Origin of the sequence: Kosmotoga arenicorallina S304 (assembly GCF_001636545.1) — a bacterium.
Classification (GTDB): Bacteria; Thermotogota; Thermotogae; order Petrotogales; family Kosmotogaceae; genus Kosmotoga_B; species Kosmotoga_B arenicorallina.
The window spans coordinates 1-25,784 of sequence record NZ_JFHK01000005.1 but is presented as its reverse complement, the minus strand read 5'-3'; the positions used below and the strand labels follow the sequence as shown (position 1 = coordinate 25,784).

At 40.9% G+C, this 25,784-nt stretch carries 21 protein-coding genes; 12 read left to right on the top strand and 9 right to left on the bottom strand.

Annotated features, from left to right (window positions below):
- Positions 1-47 precede the first annotated feature (47 nt).
- From AT15_RS04210 to ndk, 7 genes are read right to left on the bottom strand one after another with little or no spacing between them, the layout of a single operon-like run.
- The gene (locus tag AT15_RS04210; protein ID WP_068346689.1) at positions 48-1,526 is read right to left on the bottom strand and encodes a 5'-nucleotidase C-terminal domain-containing protein; all 1,479 of its coding nucleotides are present in this window, start codon (positions 1,524-1,526) and stop codon (positions 48-50) included.
- A complete protein-coding gene (locus tag AT15_RS04205; protein ID WP_068346687.1) occupies positions 1,523-1,837 on the bottom strand; it encodes a hypothetical protein in 315 nt (104 codons plus the stop codon). Before AT15_RS04205 ends, AT15_RS04210 begins: the two co-directional genes overlap by 4 nt.
- A gap of 10 nt (positions 1,838-1,847) precedes the next feature.
- Complete coding sequence (locus AT15_RS04200; RefSeq protein ID WP_068346685.1) at positions 1,848-3,119, bottom strand: glucose-1-phosphate adenylyltransferase; 1,272 nt, start codon at positions 3,117-3,119, stop codon at positions 1,848-1,850.
- 13 nt (positions 3,120-3,132) lie between these two features.
- A complete protein-coding gene (gene glgD, locus AT15_RS04195; RefSeq protein WP_068346683.1) occupies positions 3,133-4,248 on the bottom strand; it encodes a glucose-1-phosphate adenylyltransferase subunit GlgD in 1,116 nt (371 codons plus the stop codon).
- Positions 4,249-4,264: 16 nt separating this feature from the next.
- On the bottom strand, positions 4,265-5,080 hold the full coding sequence (locus AT15_RS04190; protein WP_068346681.1) for a zinc dependent phospholipase C family protein: 816 nt from the start codon (positions 5,078-5,080) through the stop codon (positions 4,265-4,267).
- A gap of 6 nt (positions 5,081-5,086) precedes the next feature.
- Entirely contained in the window at positions 5,087-6,268 is a 1,182-nt protein-coding gene (locus AT15_RS04185) for a class I SAM-dependent rRNA methyltransferase (RefSeq protein ID WP_068346969.1), read from the bottom strand.
- Positions 6,268-6,714 (bottom strand): nucleoside-diphosphate kinase, encoded by a 447-nt coding sequence (ndk, locus tag AT15_RS04180; RefSeq protein ID WP_068346679.1) that lies wholly within the window; start codon positions 6,712-6,714, stop codon positions 6,268-6,270. The genes AT15_RS04185 and ndk overlap by 1 nt, the downstream gene beginning before the upstream one ends.
- A 150-nt stretch (positions 6,715-6,864) precedes the next feature.
- On the opposite strand from ndk, the gene AT15_RS04175 reads away from it, so the two are divergent.
- From AT15_RS04175 to AT15_RS04140, 8 genes are all read left to right on the top strand, one after another.
- On the top strand, positions 6,865-7,866 hold the full coding sequence (locus AT15_RS04175; RefSeq protein WP_068346678.1) for a hypothetical protein: 1,002 nt from the start codon (positions 6,865-6,867) through the stop codon (positions 7,864-7,866).
- Positions 7,859-8,749 carry a PSP1 domain-containing protein gene (locus AT15_RS04170; protein WP_068346676.1) on the top strand — a complete coding sequence of 297 codons (891 nt, stop codon included), beginning with the start codon at positions 7,859-7,861 and terminating at the stop codon, positions 8,747-8,749. The genes AT15_RS04175 and AT15_RS04170 overlap by 8 nt, the downstream gene beginning before the upstream one ends.
- A gap of 2 nt (positions 8,750-8,751) precedes the next feature.
- Entirely contained in the window at positions 8,752-10,647 is a 1,896-nt protein-coding gene (locus tag AT15_RS04165; RefSeq protein WP_084251472.1) for a transketolase, read from the top strand.
- 2 nt (positions 10,648-10,649) lie between these two features.
- Positions 10,650-11,357, top strand: a complete 708-nt coding sequence (gene rnc / locus AT15_RS04160) for a ribonuclease III (protein ID WP_068346674.1) — start codon at positions 10,650-10,652, stop codon at positions 11,355-11,357.
- Positions 11,350-12,159 carry a radical SAM protein gene (locus AT15_RS04155; protein WP_068346673.1) on the top strand — a complete coding sequence of 270 codons (810 nt, stop codon included), beginning with the start codon at positions 11,350-11,352 and terminating at the stop codon, positions 12,157-12,159. The genes rnc and AT15_RS04155 overlap by 8 nt, the downstream gene beginning before the upstream one ends.
- A 245-nt stretch (positions 12,160-12,404) precedes the next feature.
- Positions 12,405-12,899 carry a crossover junction endodeoxyribonuclease RuvC gene (ruvC, locus tag AT15_RS04150; RefSeq protein WP_068346964.1) on the top strand — a complete coding sequence of 165 codons (495 nt, stop codon included), beginning with the start codon at positions 12,405-12,407 and terminating at the stop codon, positions 12,897-12,899.
- Complete coding sequence (locus tag AT15_RS04145) at positions 12,896-17,170, top strand: PolC-type DNA polymerase III (RefSeq protein ID WP_068346671.1); 4,275 nt, start codon at positions 12,896-12,898, stop codon at positions 17,168-17,170. Before ruvC ends, AT15_RS04145 begins: the two co-directional genes overlap by 4 nt.
- Before the next feature lie 8 nt (positions 17,171-17,178).
- On the top strand, positions 17,179-18,222 hold the full coding sequence (locus AT15_RS04140) for a hypothetical protein (protein WP_068346669.1): 1,044 nt from the start codon (positions 17,179-17,181) through the stop codon (positions 18,220-18,222).
- Positions 18,223-18,261: 39 nt separating this feature from the next.
- Here the strand turns inward: AT15_RS04140 and AT15_RS04135 are convergent, their stop codons facing one another.
- Positions 18,262-19,458, bottom strand: a complete 1,197-nt coding sequence (locus AT15_RS04135) for an inorganic phosphate transporter (RefSeq protein ID WP_201029935.1) — start codon at positions 19,456-19,458, stop codon at positions 18,262-18,264.
- Positions 19,459-19,469: 11 nt separating this feature from the next.
- On the bottom strand, positions 19,470-20,150 hold the full coding sequence (locus AT15_RS04130; protein WP_068346665.1) for a DUF47 domain-containing protein: 681 nt from the start codon (positions 20,148-20,150) through the stop codon (positions 19,470-19,472).
- A gap of 268 nt (positions 20,151-20,418) precedes the next feature.
- On the opposite strand from AT15_RS04130, the gene dnaK reads away from it, so the two are divergent.
- The 4 genes from dnaK (at position 20,419) to AT15_RS04115 (ending at position 25,677) form a co-directional block, all read left to right on the top strand.
- Complete coding sequence (gene dnaK, locus AT15_RS04125) at positions 20,419-22,260, top strand: molecular chaperone DnaK (RefSeq protein ID WP_068346663.1); 1,842 nt, start codon at positions 20,419-20,421, stop codon at positions 22,258-22,260.
- Between the two features lie 32 nt (positions 22,261-22,292).
- Positions 22,293-22,745, top strand: a complete 453-nt coding sequence (locus AT15_RS04120; RefSeq protein ID WP_068346662.1) for an Hsp20/alpha crystallin family protein — start codon at positions 22,293-22,295, stop codon at positions 22,743-22,745.
- A 55-nt stretch (positions 22,746-22,800) separates the two neighbouring features.
- Positions 22,801-22,947, top strand: a complete 147-nt coding sequence (locus tag AT15_RS10270) for a hypothetical protein (RefSeq protein ID WP_161484652.1) — start codon at positions 22,801-22,803, stop codon at positions 22,945-22,947.
- Between the two features lie 345 nt (positions 22,948-23,292).
- On the top strand, positions 23,293-25,677 hold the full coding sequence (locus AT15_RS04115) for an ATP-dependent Clp protease ATP-binding subunit (RefSeq protein WP_068346660.1): 2,385 nt from the start codon (positions 23,293-23,295) through the stop codon (positions 25,675-25,677).
- Positions 25,678-25,784 lie beyond the last annotated feature (107 nt).

The following is a 25,784-nucleotide window of genomic DNA, read 5'->3' as shown; positions in this document are numbered from 1 at the left end:
ATAGGGGCTTGCGCCCCTATTATATTACAGAGTTTTCTTTTAACCTTTTATTCTGTTTGAACTTTTATTACTCTTGGTGTATCGTCATACTCGGTAATCGGGCTGATTTCGGAAATATAGTTCATCACAACATCTGCAAGCACAAAGCCAGTATCATAGCCTTCGAGACCCTTAAACATGGAATAGCCATCTCCGCCGGCTGCCATGTAATTGTTTGTGACAAGAGTGTAGACCTTTTCCATATCAAGAGGTTCTCCATTGACCAGAACGTCCATTATTTCTCCGTTTTCTATCTTATAGCTGAGCCCTGAAACCTGAGGTCTGGCTCCTTTGCCTTCAGGAATTGTAGCAGTGTATTCAAGAACCTCCATAAGCTGTTCTCCAGTTAATTTGACAAGGTATACCGTGTTACCGAACGGGAGAACAGTTAGAATGTTCCTGTAAGTTATTGGTCCTGGATTTATCGAAGCCCTTATACCACCGGCGTTTGTAATAGCTAAATCAGCACCTGTTTTCCAGACCATAGCATCAGCTATAAGGTGTCCAAGGTTTGTATCCTGATTTCGGATAATTTCTCTGGTTCCTTCGAGGAGGATCTCTGTTTCACCAACAACAGTGTCGAGCTTTTCATCTCCGAGCTTTTTGAAGTAATCCAGTACAGTGGAAACAGCAAAGTCCGGTGCAATGTCAGCAAGCTTTATTGGTATCGCTTTGTAACTAACAAAGGTTATCGAACCACTTTCAACTTCGAGATCGAGTTTACCAAGGTATTTTCCCCATTCGCCGGCAGATACGATAAGCGTACCGTTGATGACTTCTGGTTTTTCGTAAAGAGAATGGCTGTGTCCATCAACGATTACGTCAATTCCGTCAACCTGTTCGGCAAGCTCATGAGAATTGACCCCTTTAATAGGTGTAGCATCACCAAGGTGTACAAGAGCAACTACGATATCTGCCTGTTTCCGGAGTTCCGGTACAAGCTCCTTTGCCACTTCAACAACGTCCTTCCATTCATAGTCCTGGGCGTAAAGGGCCTCAAGAATTTCCGTTTCCTCCGCTGTGAAACCGACAATGGCAACTTTAATATCTCCAACTTCTTTGATGACATATTGGGTAAATGCGGGTTCCCCATCTTTGTAAATGTTGGCACTCAAAAATGGGAAGTGAGCCCAGTTCATCTGTTTTGCCAGGACTTCCGGTGAGTTGTCGAATTCATGGTTTCCCAATGCCATGGCATCGAGTTTCATCAGATTGAGCGCGACAATATCAGGAGCCGCGTCGACAAGGTCAGATTCAGGAACGCCTGTGTTCAAATCGCCAGCGTGAAGGAAAAGAGTGTTGGGATTTTCAGCTCTGAACTGGTTCAAAAGGGTTGCAATAAGTGCGAAACCACCAATGTCGGGGTTTTTATATTCGCTGAAAGTCCACGCATGGCCGTGTGTGTCATTGATGTGGAGAATGGTGAGTTTCTCTGCCATTACAAAAACCGAAAGAAGTACCAAAAGGATTACCAGAAGTTTCTTCATTTCTTGCTTCCCCCTTTCTTAAAATTGGAATATGAAATATTGCTTATGAACTGAATTTCAAAGGATAAAACTCCTGAGGTCAACGTTGCATCAATGAGTTTGGCATTTCCCTTTTTTCCAATTGTTATATCACATTTTTCATCTTCAATTATACACCTTGTAGGCGTATTGGGTGAATAAGCAAAAGATTGGGAATCGAGAAAAAGGTTCAATGAATCAATCAACTGCCTTTCTATTGAGAGCTCAAGATGTGAAATACTTATAAATCCAAGAAAGCAGAAAGAAGCAACGAACAGTCCAATCAAGAGCAAGATGCTTGCGCTACCGCTCTTCTGGATAAAGGATTTCTCCAGAAAGCACCACTCCCTTAAATTGGCTTTCCCTCACGTAGTTCCATATTGCCGTATTTTTACCTATTTTAACACCATCCGGGATTTTTACATCCGACCCTACAACTACCAAGCCGCCATTGTATATCTCAGGAGATATTTTGTTTGGCTTTTCCTCTCCGATACCAAGTTGCACATTATTTCCTATTATCGTCCTTTCTGAAATTATGGCCTTTTCGATGGTACAGTTTTGCCCGATAATACAGTTGGTCATAATTACCGAATCTTTTATAATGGAATCTTTGCCTACCTTGACGCCTTGAAAGAGAAGTGAATTTTCGACAATACCATGTACTTCACATCCCTCACTGATCAGAGAACTTCTTATTTTTGCCCCGGACGAAAAATATGCAGGTGGATATTCTTCCGAATGGGTATAGAAACGCCATGTTGGATCATGAAGGTTCAATCCGGGAACAGGCCTTGTCAATTCGAGGTTGGATTCCCAGTATGCCTGCAAAGTTCCAACGTCCCTCCAATAACCTTCAAAGCTGAAAGCAAAGAGCCTTCCTGAGTCTTCTGAAACTATTTTGGGAATGATGTTTTTTCCAAAATCATGGCCGCTATTCTGGTCATGCGCATCTTCTATGAGTTTTTCCTTCAAGAAATTCCATGTGAAAACATATATGCCAAGGGAAGCCAGATTTGATTTTGGTTGTTGAGGTTTTTCTTGAAATTCTGTTATTCTGCCTTCGAAATTTGTAACCATCAACCCGAAACGGGAAGCCTCACTAATAGGAACCCTCATACAAGCTATTGTGCCATCTGCCATTTTTGAAAAATGAAAATCTATTATTTCGTTGTAGTCCATCGCATATATGTGGTCTCCCGATAGGATAAGCACAATTTCAGGATTGAGCGAGTCAATAAAGTCTATATTCTGGTATATAGCGTTTGCGGTTCCTGAATACCAGTCAGCGTCGCTGCGTCCCTGGAAGGGTGGAAGCATTACCACTCCGCCATCTTTGCGATCCAGATCCCAGTGTCTTCCAATACCAATATGCTTGCTTAAAACATGGGGGCGATATTGTGTTAGTATTCCCACATCAAAAATACCTGAATTAACACAATTGCTCAGTGTGAAATCTATGATTCTGTATTTGCCACCAAAAGGGACAGCTGGTTTGGCAACCTCGTCAGTTAGTAACCCGAGCCTTGTTCCTTGCCCTCCAGCCAGAATCATAGCAACTACGCTCTTTGTCATTTTATCACCCCGCTCAAATGACTCCTGACTTCTCTACTACAGCCGGGATCTCAGTACTCCCAAGGAGTTTCCTGCTTGATCTAACTCTGGCATCTTTATCCATTATGACGTTTTTCAGCTTTGCTCCTTCTTCAATAACACAGCCTTCCATAATTATTGAATTTTCAACCACTGCACCGGAAAGTATTTTCACATTTCTGAAAATAACGGAGTTTATTACTGATCCGGAGATGATAGAGCCATCGCTTACAAGAGCATTTGATACTCTTCCTGTTGTAGTTATTTTAGGTGGAGGGAGATCTTTAAGCTTGGTGTAGACTTTTCCGTGTTTATAGAAGAGCTCTTTCCTGATATCTGGATTGAGAATATCGAGGTTTGTTTTGAAGTACTTCGAGACATCAGTCGTCAAATTAGACCAGAATCCTTTAAATTTATATTCCATAACCTTCAGTGAACTCAAATTTTCGGAAATAATTTCCACAAGGTTGTCTTTTCCGTCTGGAACGCATGAAAAGAGCAACTCTCTCAGCAGGAATTTATTGATAAAGTAAACCCCTGCTGATTCGCTCAGGTTCTCTTTTTCTTCAATATCAGAGGGAGTTATATCTCTGTACCAGTTGATGACTTTCCCCCCTTCTACCCTTATGATATCTTTTGAAGATTCACTAAAGGGGACGCTAAGGAGTGTGATATCTGCACCATTGTTTATATGAGCTCTAAAAAGATCACGGAAATCCATTTTGTATATGTGGTCTCCGGAGCCTATGAGGACAAAATCCTCATTTCCCCTCCTTAAAATAGTCATGTTTTGAAATATTGCATCTGCTGTTCCTTTGTAGCCAATGCTTTGGCTGGAAAGCCTGAAAAATGGTTGAAGAAAGAATAGACCTCCTTGCTTTCTGTCAAGATCCCATTCTTTGCCAGATCCGATATGGTCCATGAGGCTTCTGGGATTATATTGGGTAATTATTCCCACCTTTGAAATACCTGCATTTACCATATTGCTCAAAGTGAAGTCAATCGCCCTGTATTTTCCGAATATAGGTAACGCGGCACTGGCTCTAATGTCTGTGAAAGGACGCAGATTCTCCCCTCTTCCACCTGCTAACACCAATCCAAGAACTTTCATAAATATCACATCCCACTTAGTAATCAACGCAGGGAAGGTTTGTCATGAAAGAAAGGTCAGGAACATCAGGAGGCATTGAGTATTTCAAAGAATTCCCTATCAATTTTTTTGAGTCTTCAACTGCCTGTTCAAAAAGATCAAGAAAAGTATTTCTGCTTTCCCAGCCGGTGGTGGGATGGAACCAGGAACGCTTGTTCAGATTTAATACATCCATGCCTTCATACCCACCGTATTTCGTTTCACCGGAAAACCTTCTCAACAACCGGCCAAAAATGCTTAAAAATCCCCCGCCCTTTTCTTCGTTTTGAATAAAAGCTCTGGTGTCTTCAACAGCTTCAGAAAAGCTTATATTGTCTATTTTAAAGAATTCATAAGCAACATGAAAATAAAGCTCATTGAGTTCTGGGGGCACTTCGTGAGGGATTTTATCGGCAAAGCTAACTTCGGAAATCGGCTTCCTCAAAACCCGCTTTACCATTTCAGCATCTATGGCTTTTTCAAATTCATAATGTTTTGAACCACTTCCGACTTGTGAAATGATGTAAGGATGAGTCAACCTGTCAAGAGTATGGTGGCATATCAGTCCGTAGATATAAGCCCTCTGTGTTTTGAAAAGTTCTTTTATAAATGTGCGCAGATATTTGCCACACTTCTGGGAGTGTAACTTATTCCCGAGCATTAGATATTCTGGATTATCCGGGACATAGTAGAATACATTAGGACCGATAATACCAAGGACAAACAATCCAGCTTCTTCTTCATTGTTAAAATCAAATCTGAGTTCTCTCAAAGCCCGGGTGCCATGAAGATAGTGTGTCCAGCAATCAGGCACTGCACTTCACCTCTTTTCCACGACCGCCCATAAACATTTTAAATAAAGAGTTTCGGGAATCTGAAGCAACCAGGGATGATCTCTGGACTGATAGGTAATCCCAAGAAACCTATAATATATACCTTTATCGACAGAAGCTTTACGTAGCGCTTCCACAAGATGATCAAGTGTGAGATTGTATGCGCAGCTACAAAGCCCAATTACACCCTCGCTTCTTATTACCTCAAGACTTCTTTCCACAAGCGTTGTAAGCAATTTTATACCCTTTGGGATTTCGTGCTTTCCCTTGATTAGGGAAGGAGGGTCTATGATTACTATATCAAATTGCTCTCTTTTTTCCAAAGTCTCCAAATATTCAAAGGCATCGGATCTAATGAATTCAATCTTTTTTGAGAACTTATTCAAGGCAGCATTTTTCTTTCCAAGCTCAAGATCAAAATCAGATTTGTCAACCGCTATCACCTGTGCTCCTCCAAGAGCCATGTTCAAAGCAAAACCACCTGTGTATGTAAAAAGATCCAGACCCCTTTTGAGATCAAACTCGGATACAATCCTGCGCGCAAAAAGCCTTGAATCCCTTTGGTCAAAGAAAAACCCGGTTTTCTGGCTTCTGACAACATCTACAACATAAGATACTTCATTCTCCTTTATTATGACTGAATCCGGCGGTTCAGCTCCATAAAGAAGCCCTACGTTTCTTTGAGTTTTTTCGCCTGCCAGCATTTGAAAATCGCTTCTTTCAAATACCGTAACAGGGCTTACAATATCGACCAGGTTACTTACAATTTTGCTTTTGAAGAGCTCCATAATGGCGTTGCGGAATTGTACCACAATAATATCACCATACCGGTCAGCTATGAACCCTGGAAGACCGTCACCTTCACTATGAAAGAGACGATAATAAGGTTCGTTGAATATTTTTTCGCGCCAGGCTAATGCTCCAGTCAGACGTGAAAGAAAAAACTCTTCATCAATAGGCTCTTCTTTTGTGGTTAAAAACATGATGCTTCTACGAGAAAAGGGATTGTACAGGCCTTTGCCAATAAACCTATATTCTGAAGAAAAAACATTGACTTCGCTTCCAAGAAATGCTTTCCCCTGAAGCTCTTCCACTTCATCTTCAAAAACCCAGGGATACCCGTTCAGCAATTTTTTCTCTTTGTGCTTTTTTAGACGGGCGACAAGCATCAAAAATGCTCCTCCAGTGGCAATTGATAATCAAAGATTTCACTTTCATCGAAAAAAAGCGCAATTTCGCGCTTAGCGCTTTCTAAGCTATCTGAAGCATGCACGATGTTCTTTCGCACTGAAATAGCAAAATCGCCGCGAATGGTTCCTCCGCTGGCTTCCATTGGATCGGTGCTGCCAATTGTATGGCGCACAAGTTTGACAGCGTGATCACCTTCAAGAACCATGGCTATAATGGGGCTGCTTGTAACGAACTTTATTAGAGGTTCATAGAAATCTTTTCCCCTATGCTCTTTGTACAACTCTTCGGCCTGCTTCCGGCTTAACCAGAGCATTTTCATAGCAACAATTTTCAACCCCCGGCGTTCGAATCTCCTTAACACTTCGCCTACTAACTGTCTTTGTATGGTGTTTGGTTTTAAATAAACAAATGTTTTTTCCCTCACTCATTTTCCCTCCCTTTTCAAAGACTGAATGCATTAAAAGAAACAAAGATTCAGAATCATACAAGAAAATATACCATATTCCCAAAAATATTCCGTTATAATTAAAACATGATGATTATTCAAAAGGAGATTAAAGATAAGATTTTAAAGTTGATTTCAGAGGGTAAAGGCATTAGTATAGCTCTTGTTGGAGAGCAAAGCGCAATACTGAAAAGAGCTGCCCTTGAAATAGTTGAGAGCGAGGAAAATTGGAATAAAAGGCGTTCTGTTGAGGACCTTTTGGTTGTTGAGCCTTCTGGAGGGAATATAGGCATAAAAGAGATCAAAGGGCTTGAGCATTTCTTCATTCATAAACCTCTGGAAGGAAAACGAAAATACGCGATTTTATATGAAGCTGAAAGAGTAACGGTTGAAGCTGCGAACGCCTTCTTAAAACTCCTGGAAGAACCTCCAGATTATGCAGTAATATTGCTCGCCAGCACTTCATGGAACTCCATGCTTTCGACAATTAGAAGCAGGTGCTTTGTTTTCGATATAAAAACGCCATCTGAGCCAATTGAAGAGCTTAAGTTGAAATATAGAGAAAGAGTAAAATATATCCATGGCGCCTGTTTTGAAAATTATGAAATACTGATGTTCTGCCTTGCAAATGACATCAGCAACGTCATTGAAGAGCTGATCGGATATGAATCCCTTGAATTTCTGGAGCTTTTAAAGATAATGACAGAGCTTGAAAAAGCAGATCTTGATGAAATCAAGTTTTTGAAACTGCGAAAAGTTCACATAGAAATCATAAGAAGGTTTCTTGAAAAAGGGGATGGAGAGTTTTTTTCTATGTTTAATGCATTGAAAAATGCCCTGAACACAGGAGATGCTTTCCTGAATATACGCGAATTTGTAAAATCTCTCAGAAGTATAATGCAGGATGCTCTTATCATTTCACATACATCATTCTGGAACAGAATCGTTAACCTTGACCTGTTAGAATGGCTGATGGTTCTTGTGAATTCTGGTTTTTACCTTAAAGAAGATGATTATCTCTGGATTAATTCTTTAATAAGGAGAAAGGTTTCTTCCTTGAATAAAGACCTGGTAATACATAGAGCTCTTTTTATCTTGGAAAGAAGTATCTGGAGGGATGAAAATGCCTGAAATATACGGTAAAGTTTGTGGAGTCGAATTTCACCCGGTAGGGAAGTTATATCTTTTCACTGTGGATAACCAGAGCATTAAGCCGGGAGACAAAGTAATTGCCGAGACGGAATTTGGTCTTGATGTGGGAGTTGTGCGCCATGGACCTGTGAACATGCGTATAGACCATATTGAAGACATAAAGCCGATTTTGAGAAAAATGACTGAGGAAGATGAAAAACAGCATCAAAAAAACCAAATGGATTCAAAAGAAGCCTTCGAGCAATGCTTCGAAAAAATCAAGGAACATCAGCTCCCTATGAGACTGCTTGAAGCCAGATACATGTTTGACAGATCAAGAATAGTCTTTTATTTTGGTGCTGACAGCCGCGTGGATTTTAGAGAACTGGTAAAAGATCTTGCGAGAATGTTTAAAATCCGGATAGAACTCAGACAGGTTGGTATTCGAGACGAAGTGAAAATGAAAGGCAGCGTGGGCCTTTGTGGTCAGGTAGCCTGTTGTGTCAGATTTAAGAGGGAATTTGAGAGCATCACCCTTAAACATGCAAAAAAGCAGCAACTGCTAATTAATCCGGCGAAGATATCCGGTCGCTGTGGAAGACTGTTATGTTGCCTCGCTTATGAGCAACAGCATTATGAAGAAGAGCTCCGAGATATCCCGGATGAAGGTTCTTTGATTGAGTACGACGGAAAAACCTGCAAATTGTTGAACGTGAATATATTCTTGAAACAGATATCAATGGTAACAGATGAAGGCAATATAATAAAAGTTCCCTTTGATGAATTTAGAAAAAAGCAGGGAATTGTAATTGGAGAAATACCGCCCGAAGAGCTTCTAAAAAGTAAAGATGATGATATTTATTTGGATGAGGAGGGAGAATAAAGGTGAACCGGCCAAAATTATCAAGTGAAGAGCTGAGAGAATTGGAAACTCTGGGGATGCTTTGTAGAGGGGACATATTAAAAATGACTACAGTGGCACAATCAGGCCATCCGGGTGGTTCGATGTCTTCCATAGACATTTATCTTACCGTATATAAATTCGCGAATATAGATCCCCAAAATCCCTTTTCTCCAGAGCGTGACAGAGTAGTCATAAGCCATGGTCATACATCGCCCGGTGTATACTCCGCTCTGGGAAGACTGGGCTTTTTTGACATTGAAGAAGTTATAGCTGGTTTCAGGCATCCCGGATCTATTTTTGAAGGGCATATAACAAGAGGGATTCCAGGTGTTGAGTGGACAACAGGTAACCTTGGGCAGGGTCTGTCCGCTGGTGTGGGCATGGCTCTTGCTGCGAAGCTTTCAAAAAGAGACTATCATGTCTTTACCCTTATGAGCGATGCAGAGCAGGCAAAAGGCCAGGTTGCCGAAGCACGAAGAACTGCGGCGAAATACAAATTGGACAATCTTACGGTGGTTATTGATTATAACGATGCACAGATTTCAGGGCGTGCTTCTGATACAATGCCCGTAAATATTAAAGGCGATTACGAAGCGGATGGCTGGAAGGTTATGGAAGTGAACGGGCATGATTATGCAGAACTGTCCGCAGCTTTATATCAAGCTGTTCAAGAAGATGTTCCGGTTGCCATCATAGCCCATACAATAATGGGAAAAGGCGTTAGCTTCATGGAAGATGATGTAAGCTTCCATGGAAAGCCTCTGGATCTTGAAAGTTGCCGCAGAGCTCTTGCTGAACTTGGCGTGAATGACGATTTGGAATTCTTTATTGAACGTAGAAAGAAAATGCCCATAACTCGGGAAAAACTCATTCCATTTTTTGAAGAGAAAGCAATAAACATAGGTGAGCCCAAATTTTATCTTCCTCACGAGAAAACAGATAATCGTTCTGCATTTGGAAAGGCTCTTGCGGATCTGGCAAAGTTAAACAAGGGCATATCACCAATAGCTGTAATTGACTGTGACTTAAAGCCTTCGACAAAAACAGCAGAATTCGAGAAAATCTGGCCGGAGAATTTTATTCAGATTGGCGTTCAGGAGCATAATGCAGCAACCCTTGCAGGAAGCATGTCGGTGAGCGGTGTTCTAACTTTCTTCACTGATTTCGGAGTTTTTGGCATAGATGAAACTTACAATCAACAGCGGTTAAATGATATAAACAAGACAAACCTGAAAGTTGTTGTAACACATGTTGGACTTGACGTAGGCGAAGATGGAAAGACCCACCATTGTCTTGATTATATTGGTGCCTTAAAGAATTTTTACGGCTTCAAATTGATAGTCCCGGCAGACCCCAACCAAACAGATAGGGCTGTCCGATATGCGGCAAATGAAAAGGGCAACTTTGTAATCGCTCTTGGACGTTCAAAAATAAATCCCATTTCTGGACCCGATGGGAAGCCGTTCTTTGGCGAGGGATATGAATTTGAGTATGGAAAAGTTGACATTATACGAACAGGCAAGGATGCCACAATAGTCGCTACCGGCCAGATGGTGTCTGAAGCTGTTAAAGCCGCTGACATGCTGAAAAGTGAAGGAATAGAAATAACCGTTTTAGGAGTTAGCTGCCCGCTTCATGCTTCTTTTGAACATGTGAAGGACTTCCTTATGGGAAAGGTACTTACTGTGGAAGACCACAATGTAAAAAGCGGTCTCGCTGCTATTTTAGCAGAGTATTTTACCTCTGAAGGGTTTTTGCCGGAAAAATTTGTAAAAGTTGGCGTCAGCGATTACTCGGTGTCTGGAAGTAAAGACTTCCTGTACAGATTGGCTGGTCTTGACGCAGAATCCATAGCCAAAAGGGTAAGAGAATTCTGAAAATGGAAAGCTTTACCAAAAGCGCAGAGAAATTCATAAAAGCTTTAGGCATAAAGGACATGGACACGGAGCTCATGATAAGAGCTCTGTGTCATTCTTCTTTTGCGAATGAAAACACATTTTTGAACCTTGAATCAAATGAGAGGCTTGAATTTCTCGGGGACGCAATCCTTGATTTTATACTTGCTGAAATCCTATACACTGAATATTCTCTGAGCGAGGGAAGAATGTCTAAAATTCGCTCAGCAGTCGCAAGCGAGAGCATTCTCTCAAGAGCTGCTAGAGAGATAAAACTTGGAGATTTTTTACTTCTTGGGAAGGGTGAAGAAAACTCAGGAGGCAGGGAGAAAGATTCATTACTTGCTGATGCTTTCGAAGCAGTTCTTGCTGCTATATATTTGTCAAAGGGTCTCGAAGATGCGAAAAACTTTATCGAAGAAGTGCTGAAAAAATATATTGAACAGGCTTTAAGCGGGGAACTTGTAATGGATTACAAAACGAGACTTCAAGAATATACTCAAAAATTTTTCGGGCTGCGCCCTGAGTATCGACTGAAAAATAAAGAGGAAGATGAAACTTTTTCCGTTGAAGTATATCTTGATGGGAAGCTCCTTGGTTGCGGAAAGGGAAAAACAAAAAAGAAAGCTGAACAGCAGGCAGCCAAAAGCGCATATGAAAAATTCTTGAATGAGGGAGAAAACGATGCGTGAATTCACCTTTGTATCCCCTTCATTGACCAGATCAATCAGTACAAGCGGCATGAGCTGTGCTTTGAATTGCAAACACTGCGGTAAACACTATCTTCAGGGTATGGGCTCTGTGAAAGAAATCCAGAAGTTTTCAAGTGATGGAAAAAGGAGTTTCCTTATAAGCGGAGGCTTAAATGAAAAGTTTACTGTCCCATGGAAAGATCATGCTACATTCCTGATAAAGATGAAAAAGATCCATGATATTAAGTACAACTTCCATGTTGGACCTGTGGTTAACAGAGATGATATTCCTTTGTTGAGGGAATTGGCGGATATAGTCTCTTTTGATTTCGTTGGAGATGCTGAAACCATGAAAGAGGTTTACGGAGAAAATCTTTTTAATGTTTCTATGAAGAGCTTTGAGCTGCTCATAGAAAATGATATAAAAGTCGTTCCTCATATCACCGTTGGCCTTAAAGGTGGCTTGCTTTCACATGAATTCAAAGCTCTTGATTTACTTGAAAAAGCAGGAATTAAAAAAGTTGTTTTCCTTGTTTTTATTCCCACTGCCGGTACGGTATATGGCAAAAAAACACCTCCAAAAATCGAAGATGTCGAAATGGTCTTTAAGAGAGCGAGCGGTTTTAGAAGAATTTTGGGCTGTATGCATCCCGGCGGCAATTACAGGAGAGAGCTTCAAAATATGGCACTATCTTTGAAATTCGATGCTATTGTTCAACCAATAAAAACAGTTATAGAAAAAGCAAAATCATTGGATATAAAAACTTCTTACTTTTACGAATGCTGCGGTTTTTTATTGTGAATTTTAGTAACCTTTATTTTTTGCAGAACACAGCGCTTTTCTTCGTATTGATGAAGAAATATTGCAAATTTTGTTGCTGAAACGAAACCATGTTAATGAGAATCGATTCTCCGAAATCCTTTCAAATTGCGGGTTTTACTTTGTCAAAGCCTTATGTGTATCATGAACTCTATGTTCCATGTCCTTCACACAATGGGTGGCATTAAAATCGTAAAATCGGAGGTGCGGTTTTGCAAAAGGAAGCGATTAGAATTCTTGGAATTGATCCTGGCTTTGGCACATTAGGCTACGGGATAATCGACGCCGTTGCTTCTCGTGTTGAGCTGGTTGATTACGGTGCTATTTATACTGAACCAGGTGAACCCATTCCCGATCGCCTGCTGAAAATTTACATGGAACTAAAGAAGATAATAGATTTTCATTCGCCTTCTGAAGCCGCAGTCGAGGAGTTGTTCTTTTTCAGAAATGTCACAACGGCTATACAAGTTGGAGAAGCTCGTGGAGTGATTCTGCTTACACTCAGGGAAATGGGCTTACCGATTTTCGAATATACACCTCATCAGGTGAAACAAGCAGTAACCGGATATGGACGCTCCGAAAAAGGTCAAATTCAGAGGGTGATGATGAAGTTTTTGAGAATGAAAGAAACACCAAAACCCGATGATGCAGCCGATGCACTTGCTGTTGCCTGGTGTCATTTCCTTTCTCGTTCTTATCCTGGAGGTGCTCGTAAAAAGTGAAATTCAGACTTAAACATGAAGAACTAAATGCATCAAAACTCATTGAAAGGCTCATGGGTTTTTACCCTGACGAAGCTTTTTCCTCGTTGAACTTATCCAGTGTGGTTGTCAATCCAAATAAAAGGGAATTGACAGTTATTTTTGATTCGAAGGTTTCAGAGGATATAAAGAACTTTCTTCTTAACCGTTTCGCGAAGATTGCTTCCAATCAGCTTAAATCGAGAATAAGCTTCATCTTTTTAGACGAAAAAGAAAACCCAATTAAAGACACGGAACGAAAAAGTGAAATAGATAAGGTCCAAGAAAGCCATTCACCTTTGAACAAGGCTGAGCTCTTTAAATATGTAAATGGGCTTTCCTCATATCTTGAAAAAGCCACCATAGAATATGACGGATCGAAAGTAATGATTATTGTCAATAGCACATTTGCAAGGCAAAGGATAATTTCCAAAAAACGCGAATTGGCTGAAGCCCTCAGGAAAACTCTTGGAAAACCGGTTCCCTTTGAAATAATCTTGAATGTCAAAGATGCACCTGAAAACAGTGATAAAGAAGCCCACCAACCTGAGAAAAATGAGGATAAAAAGAATACAAACAAAACTCAAAAAGCTGAAAAGAGAAAAACTGCCACCGTGTTGATGGGTAGAAAAATAAAAACCGCGCCACAGAAAATCTGCGATATCCTTGGAAATGAGAATTCAGTGGTTATAGCAGGAAAGGTTTTTGGGATAGATATCTGGAAAGGCAAAATAACAGTTCTCACCTTCAAAGTAACTGATTTCACCGATTCTCTTTCGTGTAAAATCATTGGAAAGAAAGCTGAAGAAGTAGCAGGAACCCTGACAGATGGTGAAGGGGTAATTGTTAGAGGAAAGTTGGAATACGATTCAAGAAAACGCGAAGAGGTAATGACCGTTCATGATCTTAATAGCTTTGAGTTTCCAAAACGTCTGGATAAAGCTGAAGAAAAGAGAGTGGAACTGCATTTGCATACAAAAATGAGTGCACTTGATTCTGTACTGGAAATAAAGGCTCTTTTCAAGACATTAAAAGAATGGGGGCACACAGCAGTTGCTTTAACAGACCACGGGGTGGTCCAGAGCATTCCGGAGTTTTATTTTAATGCAAAAAAAGAGGGAATAAAGCCCATATTTGGCATGGAAGGCTACATGATAAATGACCTGGAAGCCATTGTTAACAATCTTGGCAATTACGACGGAGAATTATCAGAGCAAACATATGTGGTTTTCGACCTTGAAACCACCGGTTTGAACCCTGCTTCTGATGAAATAATCGAATTTGGCGCTGTCAAATTAAAGGGAAAGGAAACAATAGATACCTTTAGCTCTCTTGTCAAACCGAAAAAAGAGATTACTTCTGAGACCTTTGAGATTACAGGCATCAATAACGAAATGCTCTCAGAAGCGCCTGCACTTAAAGAAGTGTTGACTTCTTTTCTGAAATTCAGCGAAGGGTGCATATTAGTAGCTCATAATGCCACATTTGATTATAGGTTTGTCCGGAGTGCTATTAAAGAACTCTTCGATGAAGATTGGGAAGCTCCATACATAGATACCCTTGCCCTTTCAAAAAGCTTGTTGAAATCAAGAAGCTATTCGCTGGATAACGTTGTTAAACATTTGAAACTGGGAAACTTCAATCACCACAGAGCTTCAGAAGATGCCCGCGTTACAGCGGAAGTCTTCAAGAAATTTATGGAAATGGTAAACAAAAGGGGAATAAAAAAGCTTTCAGAGCTGGAAGGCTTGAGAAAGAATATTAACATTTCCAGCTTAAAACCCCAGCATGTTTCTATACTGGCGAGAAACAAAAAGGGGTTGAGGAATCTATATACTCTTGTAACAGAGTCCCATACGCACTATTTCCATGGAAAACCCAGAATTCCTAAAAGCCTCCTTAACAAGCACAGAGAAGGGCTTTTAATTGGCTCTGCCTGTGTCTCGGGTGAACTTTCCCGCGCTTATTTGAATGGCGCTAATAATCAAGAGCTGGAAGAAATAGCAAAATTCTTTGATTATATAGAAATCATGCCACTTGATGTTATCGAGGAAAACGACAGGCAATTTTCAAAAGACACTTTAAAAACAATGTACAAAGAATTCTACAAAATTGGAAGAAGATTAAATATCCCCGTTGTAATGACCGGGGATGTGCACTTTCTTGAACCGGAGCACAATATTTTCAGAGCAGCGATTCAAGCAGCTCAGGATCAGAACAACTTTGACAAACAGCCCGCCCTTTATCTGAGAACAACGGAGGAAATGTTGCGGGCGGCTATGGAGATATTCGAAGATGAAAAAATTGCCAGAGAGGTAGTTATAACAAATACCAATCGCATTGCAAATAAAATCGAACAGGTAATTCCCGTAGAAGGGAAATTACATCCCCCGATAATTGATGGGGCAGATGAGCAAGTTCGTGAAATCACAATGAAGAAAGCGAAGGAAATCTATGGAGAACCACTTCCTGAGATTGTAGAAGCCAGGCTTGAGAAAGAGCTGCATGCAATAATCGACCACGGGTATGCTGTGTTATACCTTATAGCGCAGAAGATGGTGAAAAAATCGAACGACGATGGGTATGTGGTAGGCTCAAGAGGCTCGGTTGGGAGCTCGCTGGTTGCAACAATGATGGGAATAACAGAGGTTAATCCACTTCCGCCACATTATGTTTGCCCCGACTGTAAAGACTCGGAATTTATCCTTGATGGCAGTGTTGAATCGGGATATGACCTGAAAGATAAAACCTGTCAAAAATGCGGCGCTAAAATGAACAAAAGCGGGCAAAATATTCCCTTTGAAACCTTTTTAGGTTTTGAAGGCGACAAAGTTCCGGACATCGATTTGAATTTCTCCGGAGAGTATCAGGAACGTGCCCATGCTTATCTAGAAAAACTCTTTGGGAGAGATCACGTATACAGAGCAGGAACCATAAGTACTGTAGCTGAGAGAACAGCTTATGGTTTTGTAAGAGCATATATGGAAAAAACTGGAAAACGCTTACGTGGCGCTGAAATGGACCGCCTGGCTGCCGGTATTACTGGCGTAAAGCGAACAACGGGACAGCACCCGGGTGGTCTTATGATTGTTCCAAAAGATCGTGACGTGCATGAATTTACTCCTGTACAGTATCCAGCAAATGATACCAGATCAAGAACGAGGACGACACATTTTGCATATGAAGTTATACACGATGATCTCGTTAAAATCGATGCGCTCGGGCATGACGATCCTACATTCATAAAATATCTAAAGGACATAACCGGGATAGATCCCACAACTATTCCAATGGACGACAAAAAAACCCTTTCGATTTTTTCGTCTACAAAGGCATTAGGTATCAAGCCAGAGGATCTGGGAACCGATGTTGGTACATTGGGGATACCTGAATTTGGAACGCAATTTGTGCGAGGAATGCTTCAGGAAACACATCCAAGGAGTTTTGGCGAACTCGTCAGGATCTCAGGGCTATCACACGGGACAGATGTATGGCTTAATAACGCCAGAGATTGGATCGCTTCACGAAAGGCTACTCTTGGTGAAGTTATTGCATGTCGAGATGATATCATGAATTATCTTATCCAGAAGGGCATTGAACCGCTGAAGGCTTTTAAAATAATGGAAAAAGTGAGAAAAGGGAAAGGGATAGAAGTCGAAGAAGAACAGTTGATGCGTGAAAAGGCAGTACCTGAGTGGTTCATAGAGTCGTGCAAGAGAATTAAATATCTATTTCCCAAGGCTCATGCTGTTGCATATGTTAGCATGGCTTTTAGAGTTGCTTATTACAAAGTGCATTATCCGCTGGCGTTCTATTCGACTTATTTCACCGTGAAAGACGGTGAGTTCGACGTAGACCTCGCTCTCGGCGATATACACAGCATAAAGAAGGAAATCGCAAGCCTTAAAGGAAACCCCGATAAAAACGTGAAAGAGCGTTCAAAGGAAACGCTTCTTGAAGTGATTCTGGAAATGAAGCTCAGGGGTTTTAGTTTCTTGCCTGTTGATCTTGAAAAATCAGATGCTACAAGATTCATAATAGAAGAAAAGGCACTCAGGATACCCTTTAATAGAATAAAGAACCTTGGCGAAAAGGCTGCGATATCCATTATAAAAGAAAGGAAGAAAAAGCCTTTTTCCTCTGTAGAAGATTTGATAAGAAGAACTGCCCTAAACAAAACAACAGTGGAAATCCTCCGGAAATATGGAGCCTTAAAAGGACTTCCAGAAAAAGAGCAAATCACCCTGTTCTGAGGTGTGCCATGAAAATAGAAATCACCGCTTTGGAATACAGAAAGCTTCTTGAGCTTTCAGAAAGATTTGCAGGTTCAGTAGAACCCGGTTATCGTTTTTTAAGGTTGTATTACTGGAAAGGCCTGAGAGCTTTTATAACAGATGGTTGTGGAAAGCTGGAAATTCCTTTGAGAAAGGATTGCGCTCCTTTCACAGGATCCTATATCATTCCACTGGACCATGCGAGAGCTCTTAAAGAGCAACTTAGGGACGATGCGAAGTTAGTTATCACAGGTAAAGAGGGAACCGTGTCTATATTTTTGGGTGGAGAAAAACTGCAGATAGATAAAGCCCGGACTGAAAATATCCCCAGAATGGAAAGAAAATTTGAGAACATTTTCTCTATGAAAAAAAACACCTTGAAAAATGCTCTGGATTTTTCATCTTCCATAAACGATGAAGGCGATAACATAAGCTTTGTATTCAACAACGAACTCGCTTGCATTATTACATCTTCTCATAATATGACAGTGCTCAACTATCTGGATATACCTATTTCAAGAAATCTTCAAGCTCACATTCCGTACGTTACTGTGCGTCATCTTGTGAAAACTTTAGATCTAATAAAAGCCGAAGAATCCAACTTTGGAGAAGGCATTGAAGATCTGGGGATCAAAGTTGGCCCTTTGCTATTTTCAATTTGCTGTGATCGCGAAAAATTATTCAATACTGTTCCAAGATTCCCGGAAATAAAGGAGAAGATAGTAATAGAAAAGAACCAATTTTTGTTTTCGGTACGAAAACTCACAAAGCTCGTATCGAGAGGGATAAAAGTGTTGATCCTCTCCGATCATGGAAATATTAGATTCATGTTAAAAGCGGGAAATTTCAGGTATGAAAAAATCATGGTGAACGGACCTTTTAAGAACTTTGCCGTCGGGGTAGACCCTCACCGACTTCGTTCGGCTCTTTCCAGAATGAACTCAGGAAAAATCGAATTGTTCATCTTCAACAATCAGCTAATACTGGCCGGAAAGAATTCCGGCCAGCACCTGATACTACCACTTATTTGATCTCCCTATTGAGTTCTGCTATTTTAAAAGACTTCATAGTTATATAAACATTCTGAAAACCAGCGCGGAAATTATTCCTGATACAGGGACTGTTACAAACCATGCCCAGAGAATATTTTTGAGAACGCCTTTATTAACACCTTCCAATCCATGAGCAAGCCCGACTCCTGTTACTGCACCAACGACAGTATGAGTTGTGGAAACAGGCATCCCTAAGAACGAAGAAAGCAAAACGGTTGTGGCTGCTGCGAAGTCAATACTAAATCCTCTGGTATTATTCAAAGTCGTGATACGCGTACCAACGGTTTCCATAACTTTTTTACCCCATATTCCTACACCCAAAGCAATTCCCAGGCCTCCTATGCCAAGCATCCAGGAAGGGACTTCAACATGGCTTCCGATACCTCCAGCAGTTAAAGCAATGTATACGACCGCCAAAGGCCCTACAGCGTTTGCAACGTCATTTGCACCATGCGCGAATGAAACATAACACGAAGTTAGCACCTGCATCTTTCTGAATGTCCCTTCAACGACCTCATAAGGTTTATGTTCATTCTTCCTGATATATCTGGCAACAATGAAAAAGCTCACAAGCAAACTACCGACAAAAAAGGCGATACCTGTCAGAAGAGATTTATAAACCCCCAGTTTCAAAGTCTTTATTGAAAAGAGAAATGATGTGATGAACAGCGTTCCGGCTATATACATTGGTGCATAGCTCTTTGTAGCAGATACAGGGTTTTTCTTTCGGAGTATGGAGAAAGCAATGAGCTTAAATACAATAAAAGCGAGTAGCCCTCCTACGAAAGGGGAAATAAACCAGCTCGATACTATCATGAGCATTTTTGCCCAGTTAACAGCACCCATGCCACCAGCCATTATGCCGAAACCAACCATTCCACCAACGATAGAATGTGTTGTAGAAACAGGCCATCCCTTCAAAGTAGCAATAGCTAACCAGATAAATGCGCCTATCAGTGCCGAAAGGGCTCCATACATAAGCATTTTGTCAGAAGATATAGAATCGGGGTTTAAAATACCCTTTGTTATTGTGGAAGTAACATGGGCACCAAAGAAAAATGCCCCGCTGAATTCCAGAACAGCTGCAATCAGGACAGCCTGTTTGACTGTTATCGCCTTCGCGCCAACAGCAGTTGCCATGGAATTTGCAACATCATTGCCACCAATGGCCATCGCAAGTGCAAGACCAATTGCAATTGAAAGAAGCAAAATCATCATATCACTCCTTATTCTGATTTCAAAATCATTGCAATTGATTCCGCCACGTTTTCAGCGTTATCGGCAATGTTAGAAATTGTAATAGCAAGATTTACCAGAAAAAATATATCTACCGGATTTAGTTTCTTCTTTAAAGAAAAGAGGATCTCGCCAATGTGTACTGATTCTGTATCACTTTTAAATTCGAGGTTTTCAAGTATATCTATTTCACCGTATTCCTTTTTCACTTCTTCTGGAGAAAAAGCGCTTTCGACTATCAAGGTGAGAGCACCTATCAATTCATGCATAAGCTTGACTGAGTTATAAACAGAAGAGCACAATTCATTAAAAAGATTAGGGATTTCAGTCTTTTCAATCTCCTCAACCTGATTCATCCTGAGGATTTTAAGGACATCATCAATCCCATCGATTACTGAATCTTGCTTGTGGAGAATAGCCATGACATCTGATCTGTCAAAAAATGCAAATCTAAATTTTTCATAGCTCATGCGCAATTTAGTTTTGAGCAAGTCAGCCCGCTTTTCGAGTTTTTCAACGTCGTAAGAATATTTTTCCACACTCTTGCCTTCAAAATAATCTTTTGTGGCTTTAGGAAGATAAGCAGCCGCTTCAAGGACAATATCGGAGTGTTCCCTGAGCAATTTCAGTGGGCTTTCTTTTGGAAAAAGCTTTTCGATAAGCCTTGTCACACTATCACCTCCACCCTTAAAATACCATTACAGATGCTTTTTTCCCTTACACTTTCTATACAAACACCAGTATAAAATCTTTCTCTTGTTAGCAGTCATATATTATGAAAGCTATAAAATTTTTATACAAAATTATTTATATAACTAAAATCCCCATGTATAAAGGAAAATAGAACTATATAAATTATAATAATAGGTATTGACAAAGCCACTTGACAAAATTATAATTTCAACGGAAAGCACAATAAGCCAGACGGGAGGGATAAAAATGGCAGAAAAGGAATACATTGTAGGTATCGACCTGGGAACAACAAATTCAGTTATAGCCTGGGTAAAGCCCGATGGGAGCCCAGAAGTAATACCAAATGCCGAAGGCGCAAGAACAACACCTTCTATTGTATCTTTCACAAAGACAGGAGAGATAATAGTTGGAGAACCAGCTAAAAGGCAAGCCATTCTGAACTCAGATAGAACAATTCGATCCATTAAAAGGAAAATGGGTTCTGACTACAAAGTAAAAATCGATGACAAAGAATACACTCCTCAGGAGATAAGTGCTTATGTATTGAAAAAGCTCAAAGCAGATGCAGAAGCATACCTCGGTGGAAAAGTTACCAAAGCTGTTATTACCTGTCCGGCATATTTTAACGACGCTCAGAGACAGGCCACAAAAGAAGCCGGAATAATCGCCGGGCTTGAAGTTCTGAGAATTATCAACGAACCAACAGCAGCTGCAGTTGCTTATGGTCTTGATAAGGCTCAGGGAGACAAAAAGGTAATCGTTTATGACCTTGGCGGTGGAACTTTCGATGTTTCATTGCTCGAAATTGGTGAAGGTGTTGTAGAAGTTCTTGCAACAGCCGGGAATAATCATCTTGGTGGTGACGATTTTGACGAAAGACTTATTGATTATATGGCTGAAGAGTTCAGAAAAGAACACGGTATAGATTTAAGAAAAGACAAGCAAGCCTTCCAGAGGCTCAAAGACGCCGCAGAAAGAGCCAAGATAGAGTTGTCAGCAAAGTTCGAAACAGAAGTTAGTTTGCCCTTCATAACGGCAACTTCAGAAGGACCTTTGCATCTTGAAATGAAAATCACAAGGTCAACTTTTGAATCCTTGATAAGAGACCTTATAGAATCTACTAGAGAACAAGTCGAAAGGGTCTTGCAAGATGCCAAAATTTCACCCAGCGATGTGGATGAAATAATCCTTGTTGGAGGTTCGACAAGAATACCCTTTGTTCAAAACTTCATTAAGGGAATTTTTGGTAAAGAACCCAACAAAAGCATAAATCCCGATGAAGCAGTTGCGGTGGGTGCAGCAATTCAATCGGCTATTCTTGGTGGCAATCTTGAAAAAGATCTTGTTCTTGTCGATGTCACGCCCCTTACACTGGGTGTTGAAGTTAAGGGTGGAATCCTTGAACCAATTATCGAAAGAAACTCAACAATACCTATCAAGAAATCGAAAATATTCACCACTGCTGAGGATGGACAAACAGAGGTTGAAATCAGAATATATCAGGGTGAAAGGACCATGGCGCAGGACAATATCTTCCTTGGTAGCTTTAAGTTGACGGGAATAGCTCCTGCTCCAAGAGGCGTACCACAGATCGAGGTGACTTTTGACATAGATAGTGATGGAATTGTGAATGTATATGCTAAAGATCTTGGCACCAACAAACAGCAATCGATGGTGGTCACAGGTCGTAACAAGCTTTCAGAAGATGAAATCAAAAGAATTGTTGAAGATGCGAAAAAATATGAAGAGCAAGATAAAAGGAAAAAGCAGGAGGTCGAGCTTAAAAACCAGGCTGATGAACTTGCATACAGGATTGAAAAGCTCCTGAAAGAAAGTGGCGATAAAGTTCCTGCCGAAGATCGTGGCAATCTGGAAACCCTTGTCAAAGACCTGAGAGACGCACTCAACAAAGATGATATAGCAAGAGTAAAGATACTCTTCGACAAGCTCCAGCAGGAGAGTATGAAGATAGGGCAGCTTCTTTATCAACAGGCTCAGGGGGCTTCGACGCAAGGTGGACAATCTAATCCCGGGCAGGATGATAGCGGTTCTGAGTATATACCACCAAAAGACAATCCTCAAAATTAATAAATGAAATAACTTGAAAGGGAGGTGGAATCATGTTGGCCAAAAGAGGTGAACTCAGCAGCATTTTCAAACCCTTTGAAGAACTTCACAGGGAGATCGACAAGCTTTTCGACGATGCTTTCAAAGGCTTAAGCATCAGACCCGAGGATCGTGAAAATTTCATACCCGCTGTTGATGTTTATGAAACGGATGATGCCATCTTCCTCGAAATGGAAGTGCCCGGTATCAAAAAAGGAGACCTGAAAATAAAGCTTGAAGATGGAGTATTGAGTATCACGGGCGAAAAGAAGTATGAAAAGAAGGAAAAGTCAAGAAACTACCACCTTATCGAAAGAGGTTATGGCAGCTTTAACAGAGCCTTCAGGCTCCCTGATAGCATCGATACAACCAAAGTCAAAGCAAACTATGACAACGGTGTCCTTAAAATCGAACTCCCTAAAAAAGAAGAGGCGAAGAAAGAAGCCGTAGAAATCAAAATCGATTAACTGAAAAAACATGAAAAGGGCGCCTCTTAAAGGCGCCCTTTTTTGAAAGAAAACAGTGATTGATGGAGCGACTGTTGGTAGAACGACAGCTGGTGGTACGACGGTTGATGGTACGGCAAATGATGGAGCGACAACTGGTAGAACGACAGCTGATGGTACGAGGAGTACAAAGCAGTTAAAAAGCCGAGTAACGCAATTCTAGTAACGAGTAATACTTGTTTCAAACATATTGCCTTTAAGATTTTTCTCGCAACTCGGTACTTAATTTCTCGATTCTCGGATCTCGTGACTCAGTTCTCATAGTTCTCAGTTGTAGGTGGTTGGTTGTAGGTTGTATGATTTTGTCCAATCCTTCTAGAAGGCAAACATAAAATTTATGACGCACAACCCACAACCTACAACGACTCCACCATCGCAGGCGCACATCCTGAGCTTCAGCTCAGCATGGCTGTTTATCATTGATTCTCGAATCTCGGCTCTCGGTTACCATTTCTCGATTCTCGATTATTCTCGTACTCGCGACTCGTTACGCAAGGAGGTGTTATTTATGTTGAATTACGAAGAATACACAGAAAAAGCAAAAAAGATATTAATGGATGTTCAGGATATACTAACGCGATACAGGCAAAACCAGCTTGGTAGTGAGCATATCCTGCTTTCCATTCTTGAAGACGGCGATAATCTGGCTCTTAAGGTATTGAAGAATCTGAAAGTTGATCTGGGTGCATTAAGACGTGATGTTGAAGAGGTAATAGGTAGATATGGTTCTAATGCCGGAGGGACGGGAACCCAGATTTACCTGACACCTGATGCAAGGCATATTCTTGAAACTGCAAAGTCAGAAGCAAAAAGAATGCAGGACCAGAAAATTGGCACAGAGCATCTACTGCTGGCAATGGTAAAGGAAACTTCATCGGTTGCATCGAGAATTCTGGTGAAGTACGGACTTGATATCGACAGGGTTTACAATGCTCTCTTAAAAGAAAGAAAGGAATCCGATGCCTCTGAAAATGAAAACATAAGCGCATTAAAAAGATTTACCATAGATCTCACAGAACTTGCAAAACAGGGAAAATTCATGCCAGTTATTGGAAGGGAAGACGAGATTAAAAGAGTGATCCAGATATTGGGTCGGAAAACGAAAAACAACCCCGTTCTCGTTGGAGAACCCGGTGTTGGGAAAACAGCTATTGTAGAAGGCCTGGCGCAACGTATTGTTGATGGCGAAACACCTGAATATCTTAGAAATCGGCGCGTTCTTGTGCTCGATATGGGGAGGGTCGTTGCCGGAACTAAATTTCGCGGGGAATTTGAAGAACGCATGAAAGCAATAATTGATTCAGTGAGAAAACTCTCCGGAGAAGTGATCCTCTTCATAGATGAAATTCATACCGTGGTTGGCGCCGGTAGCGCTGAAGGATCAATGGACGCTGCGAACCTTATGAAGCCAGCATTAGCACGAGGTGAACTCCAGTGCATTGGTGCCACAACAATAGATGAATACCGCAAATACATTGAAAAAGACAGAGCACTTGAAAGAAGATTCCAGCCGGTGTATGTAGACGAGCCAACACCAGAAGAAGCTCTTGAAATATTAAAAGGAATCAAAGAAAGCTATGAGAAGCACCACAACGTCAAAATAGACGACGAAGCCCTTGAAACTGCAGTGGACCTGAGCGTCAAGTATATAAGCGATCGCTACTTGCCTGACAAGGCGATTGACCTTATCGATGAGGCAGCATCTTTTGTCAGGCTTCAAGCCGGGTATGTACCCGAAGGAGTTAGAAAACTTGAAAAGAAACTTTCCGAACTCGATGAAAAGATTTCAGACTTAGTTCAGAAGGGCGAATATCAAAAAGCAGCTGAGCTAAAGTCAGAGTTTGAGCGTATAAGAAGTGAATACGAAGAGAAGAAAAGAGAGTGGGAAGAAAATATTTCAAAAGACGCAAGAAGCGTAACAAAAGACATAATAGCCTCTATAATCGAGCAATGGACAGGAATACCGGCTGGAAGATTGCTTGAAGCTGAAAGGGAAAAGCTGAAAAATCTCAAAGAGCTGATTCATGAAAGATTCATTGATCAAGATGAAGCCGTGTCAGTTGTTGTAAGCACTATTAAAAGGGCTCGAGCAGGGCTTAAGGCCAAAAATAGGCCATGGGGCTCTTTCCTTTTCATGGGTCCTACCGGAGTTGGAAAGACTGAATTAGCAAAAACTCTCGCTTATATCCTTTTTGGCAGTGAAGACGCCATGGTGAGAATTGACATGTCCGAATATATGGAAAAGCACACTGTATCAAGATTGATAGGAGCACCTCCGGGATATGTCGGCTATGAAGAGGGCGGACAACTAACAGAAGCTGTTCGCAGAAAACCCTATTCTGTAATTTTGTTAGACGAGATTGAGAAAGCCCATCCTGATGTCCATAATCTCCTGCTGCAGATTATGGATGATGGAAGACTCACAGATGGCAAAGGCAAAACTGTGAGCTTTGCGAACACCATTCTGATCATGACAAGTAACATCGCTTCAGAAGAGCTTGTTTCCGAAGACATTAATGATGAAGTGCTTGCAAAGGTAGAGCTCAAGCTAAAAAAGACATTCAAACCCGAATTCATCAATAGGCTTGATGCAATTGTATTCTTTAAAACTCTGAATAAAGAAGTCATGTCGAAAATAGTTGATTTAAGAATGAAAGAGGTATTTGAAAGACTACAAGAGCAGAGCATTAAAGCGGAAATTACAGAGAAAGCAGTGGATTACCTTGCTGAAAAAGGGTATGATAGGCTTTTTGGAGCACGACCTGTAAGAAGGATTATTGAAAAAGAAGTAGAAGCTCCAATAGCCGATATGATAATTGATGGAACACTTAATGAGGGCGACAAAATAATCATCGACGCTGATGAATTTGGTATCAGGGTTGTTAAAGAATAAAATAAAGAGCCGAGAGTCCGAGAACGTCATTCAGTTCGTTGTCGGTTGTCGGTTGCTTGAAAAGCCGAGTGACGTGATTCGAGTTACGATGTAGGATAAAATAAAGG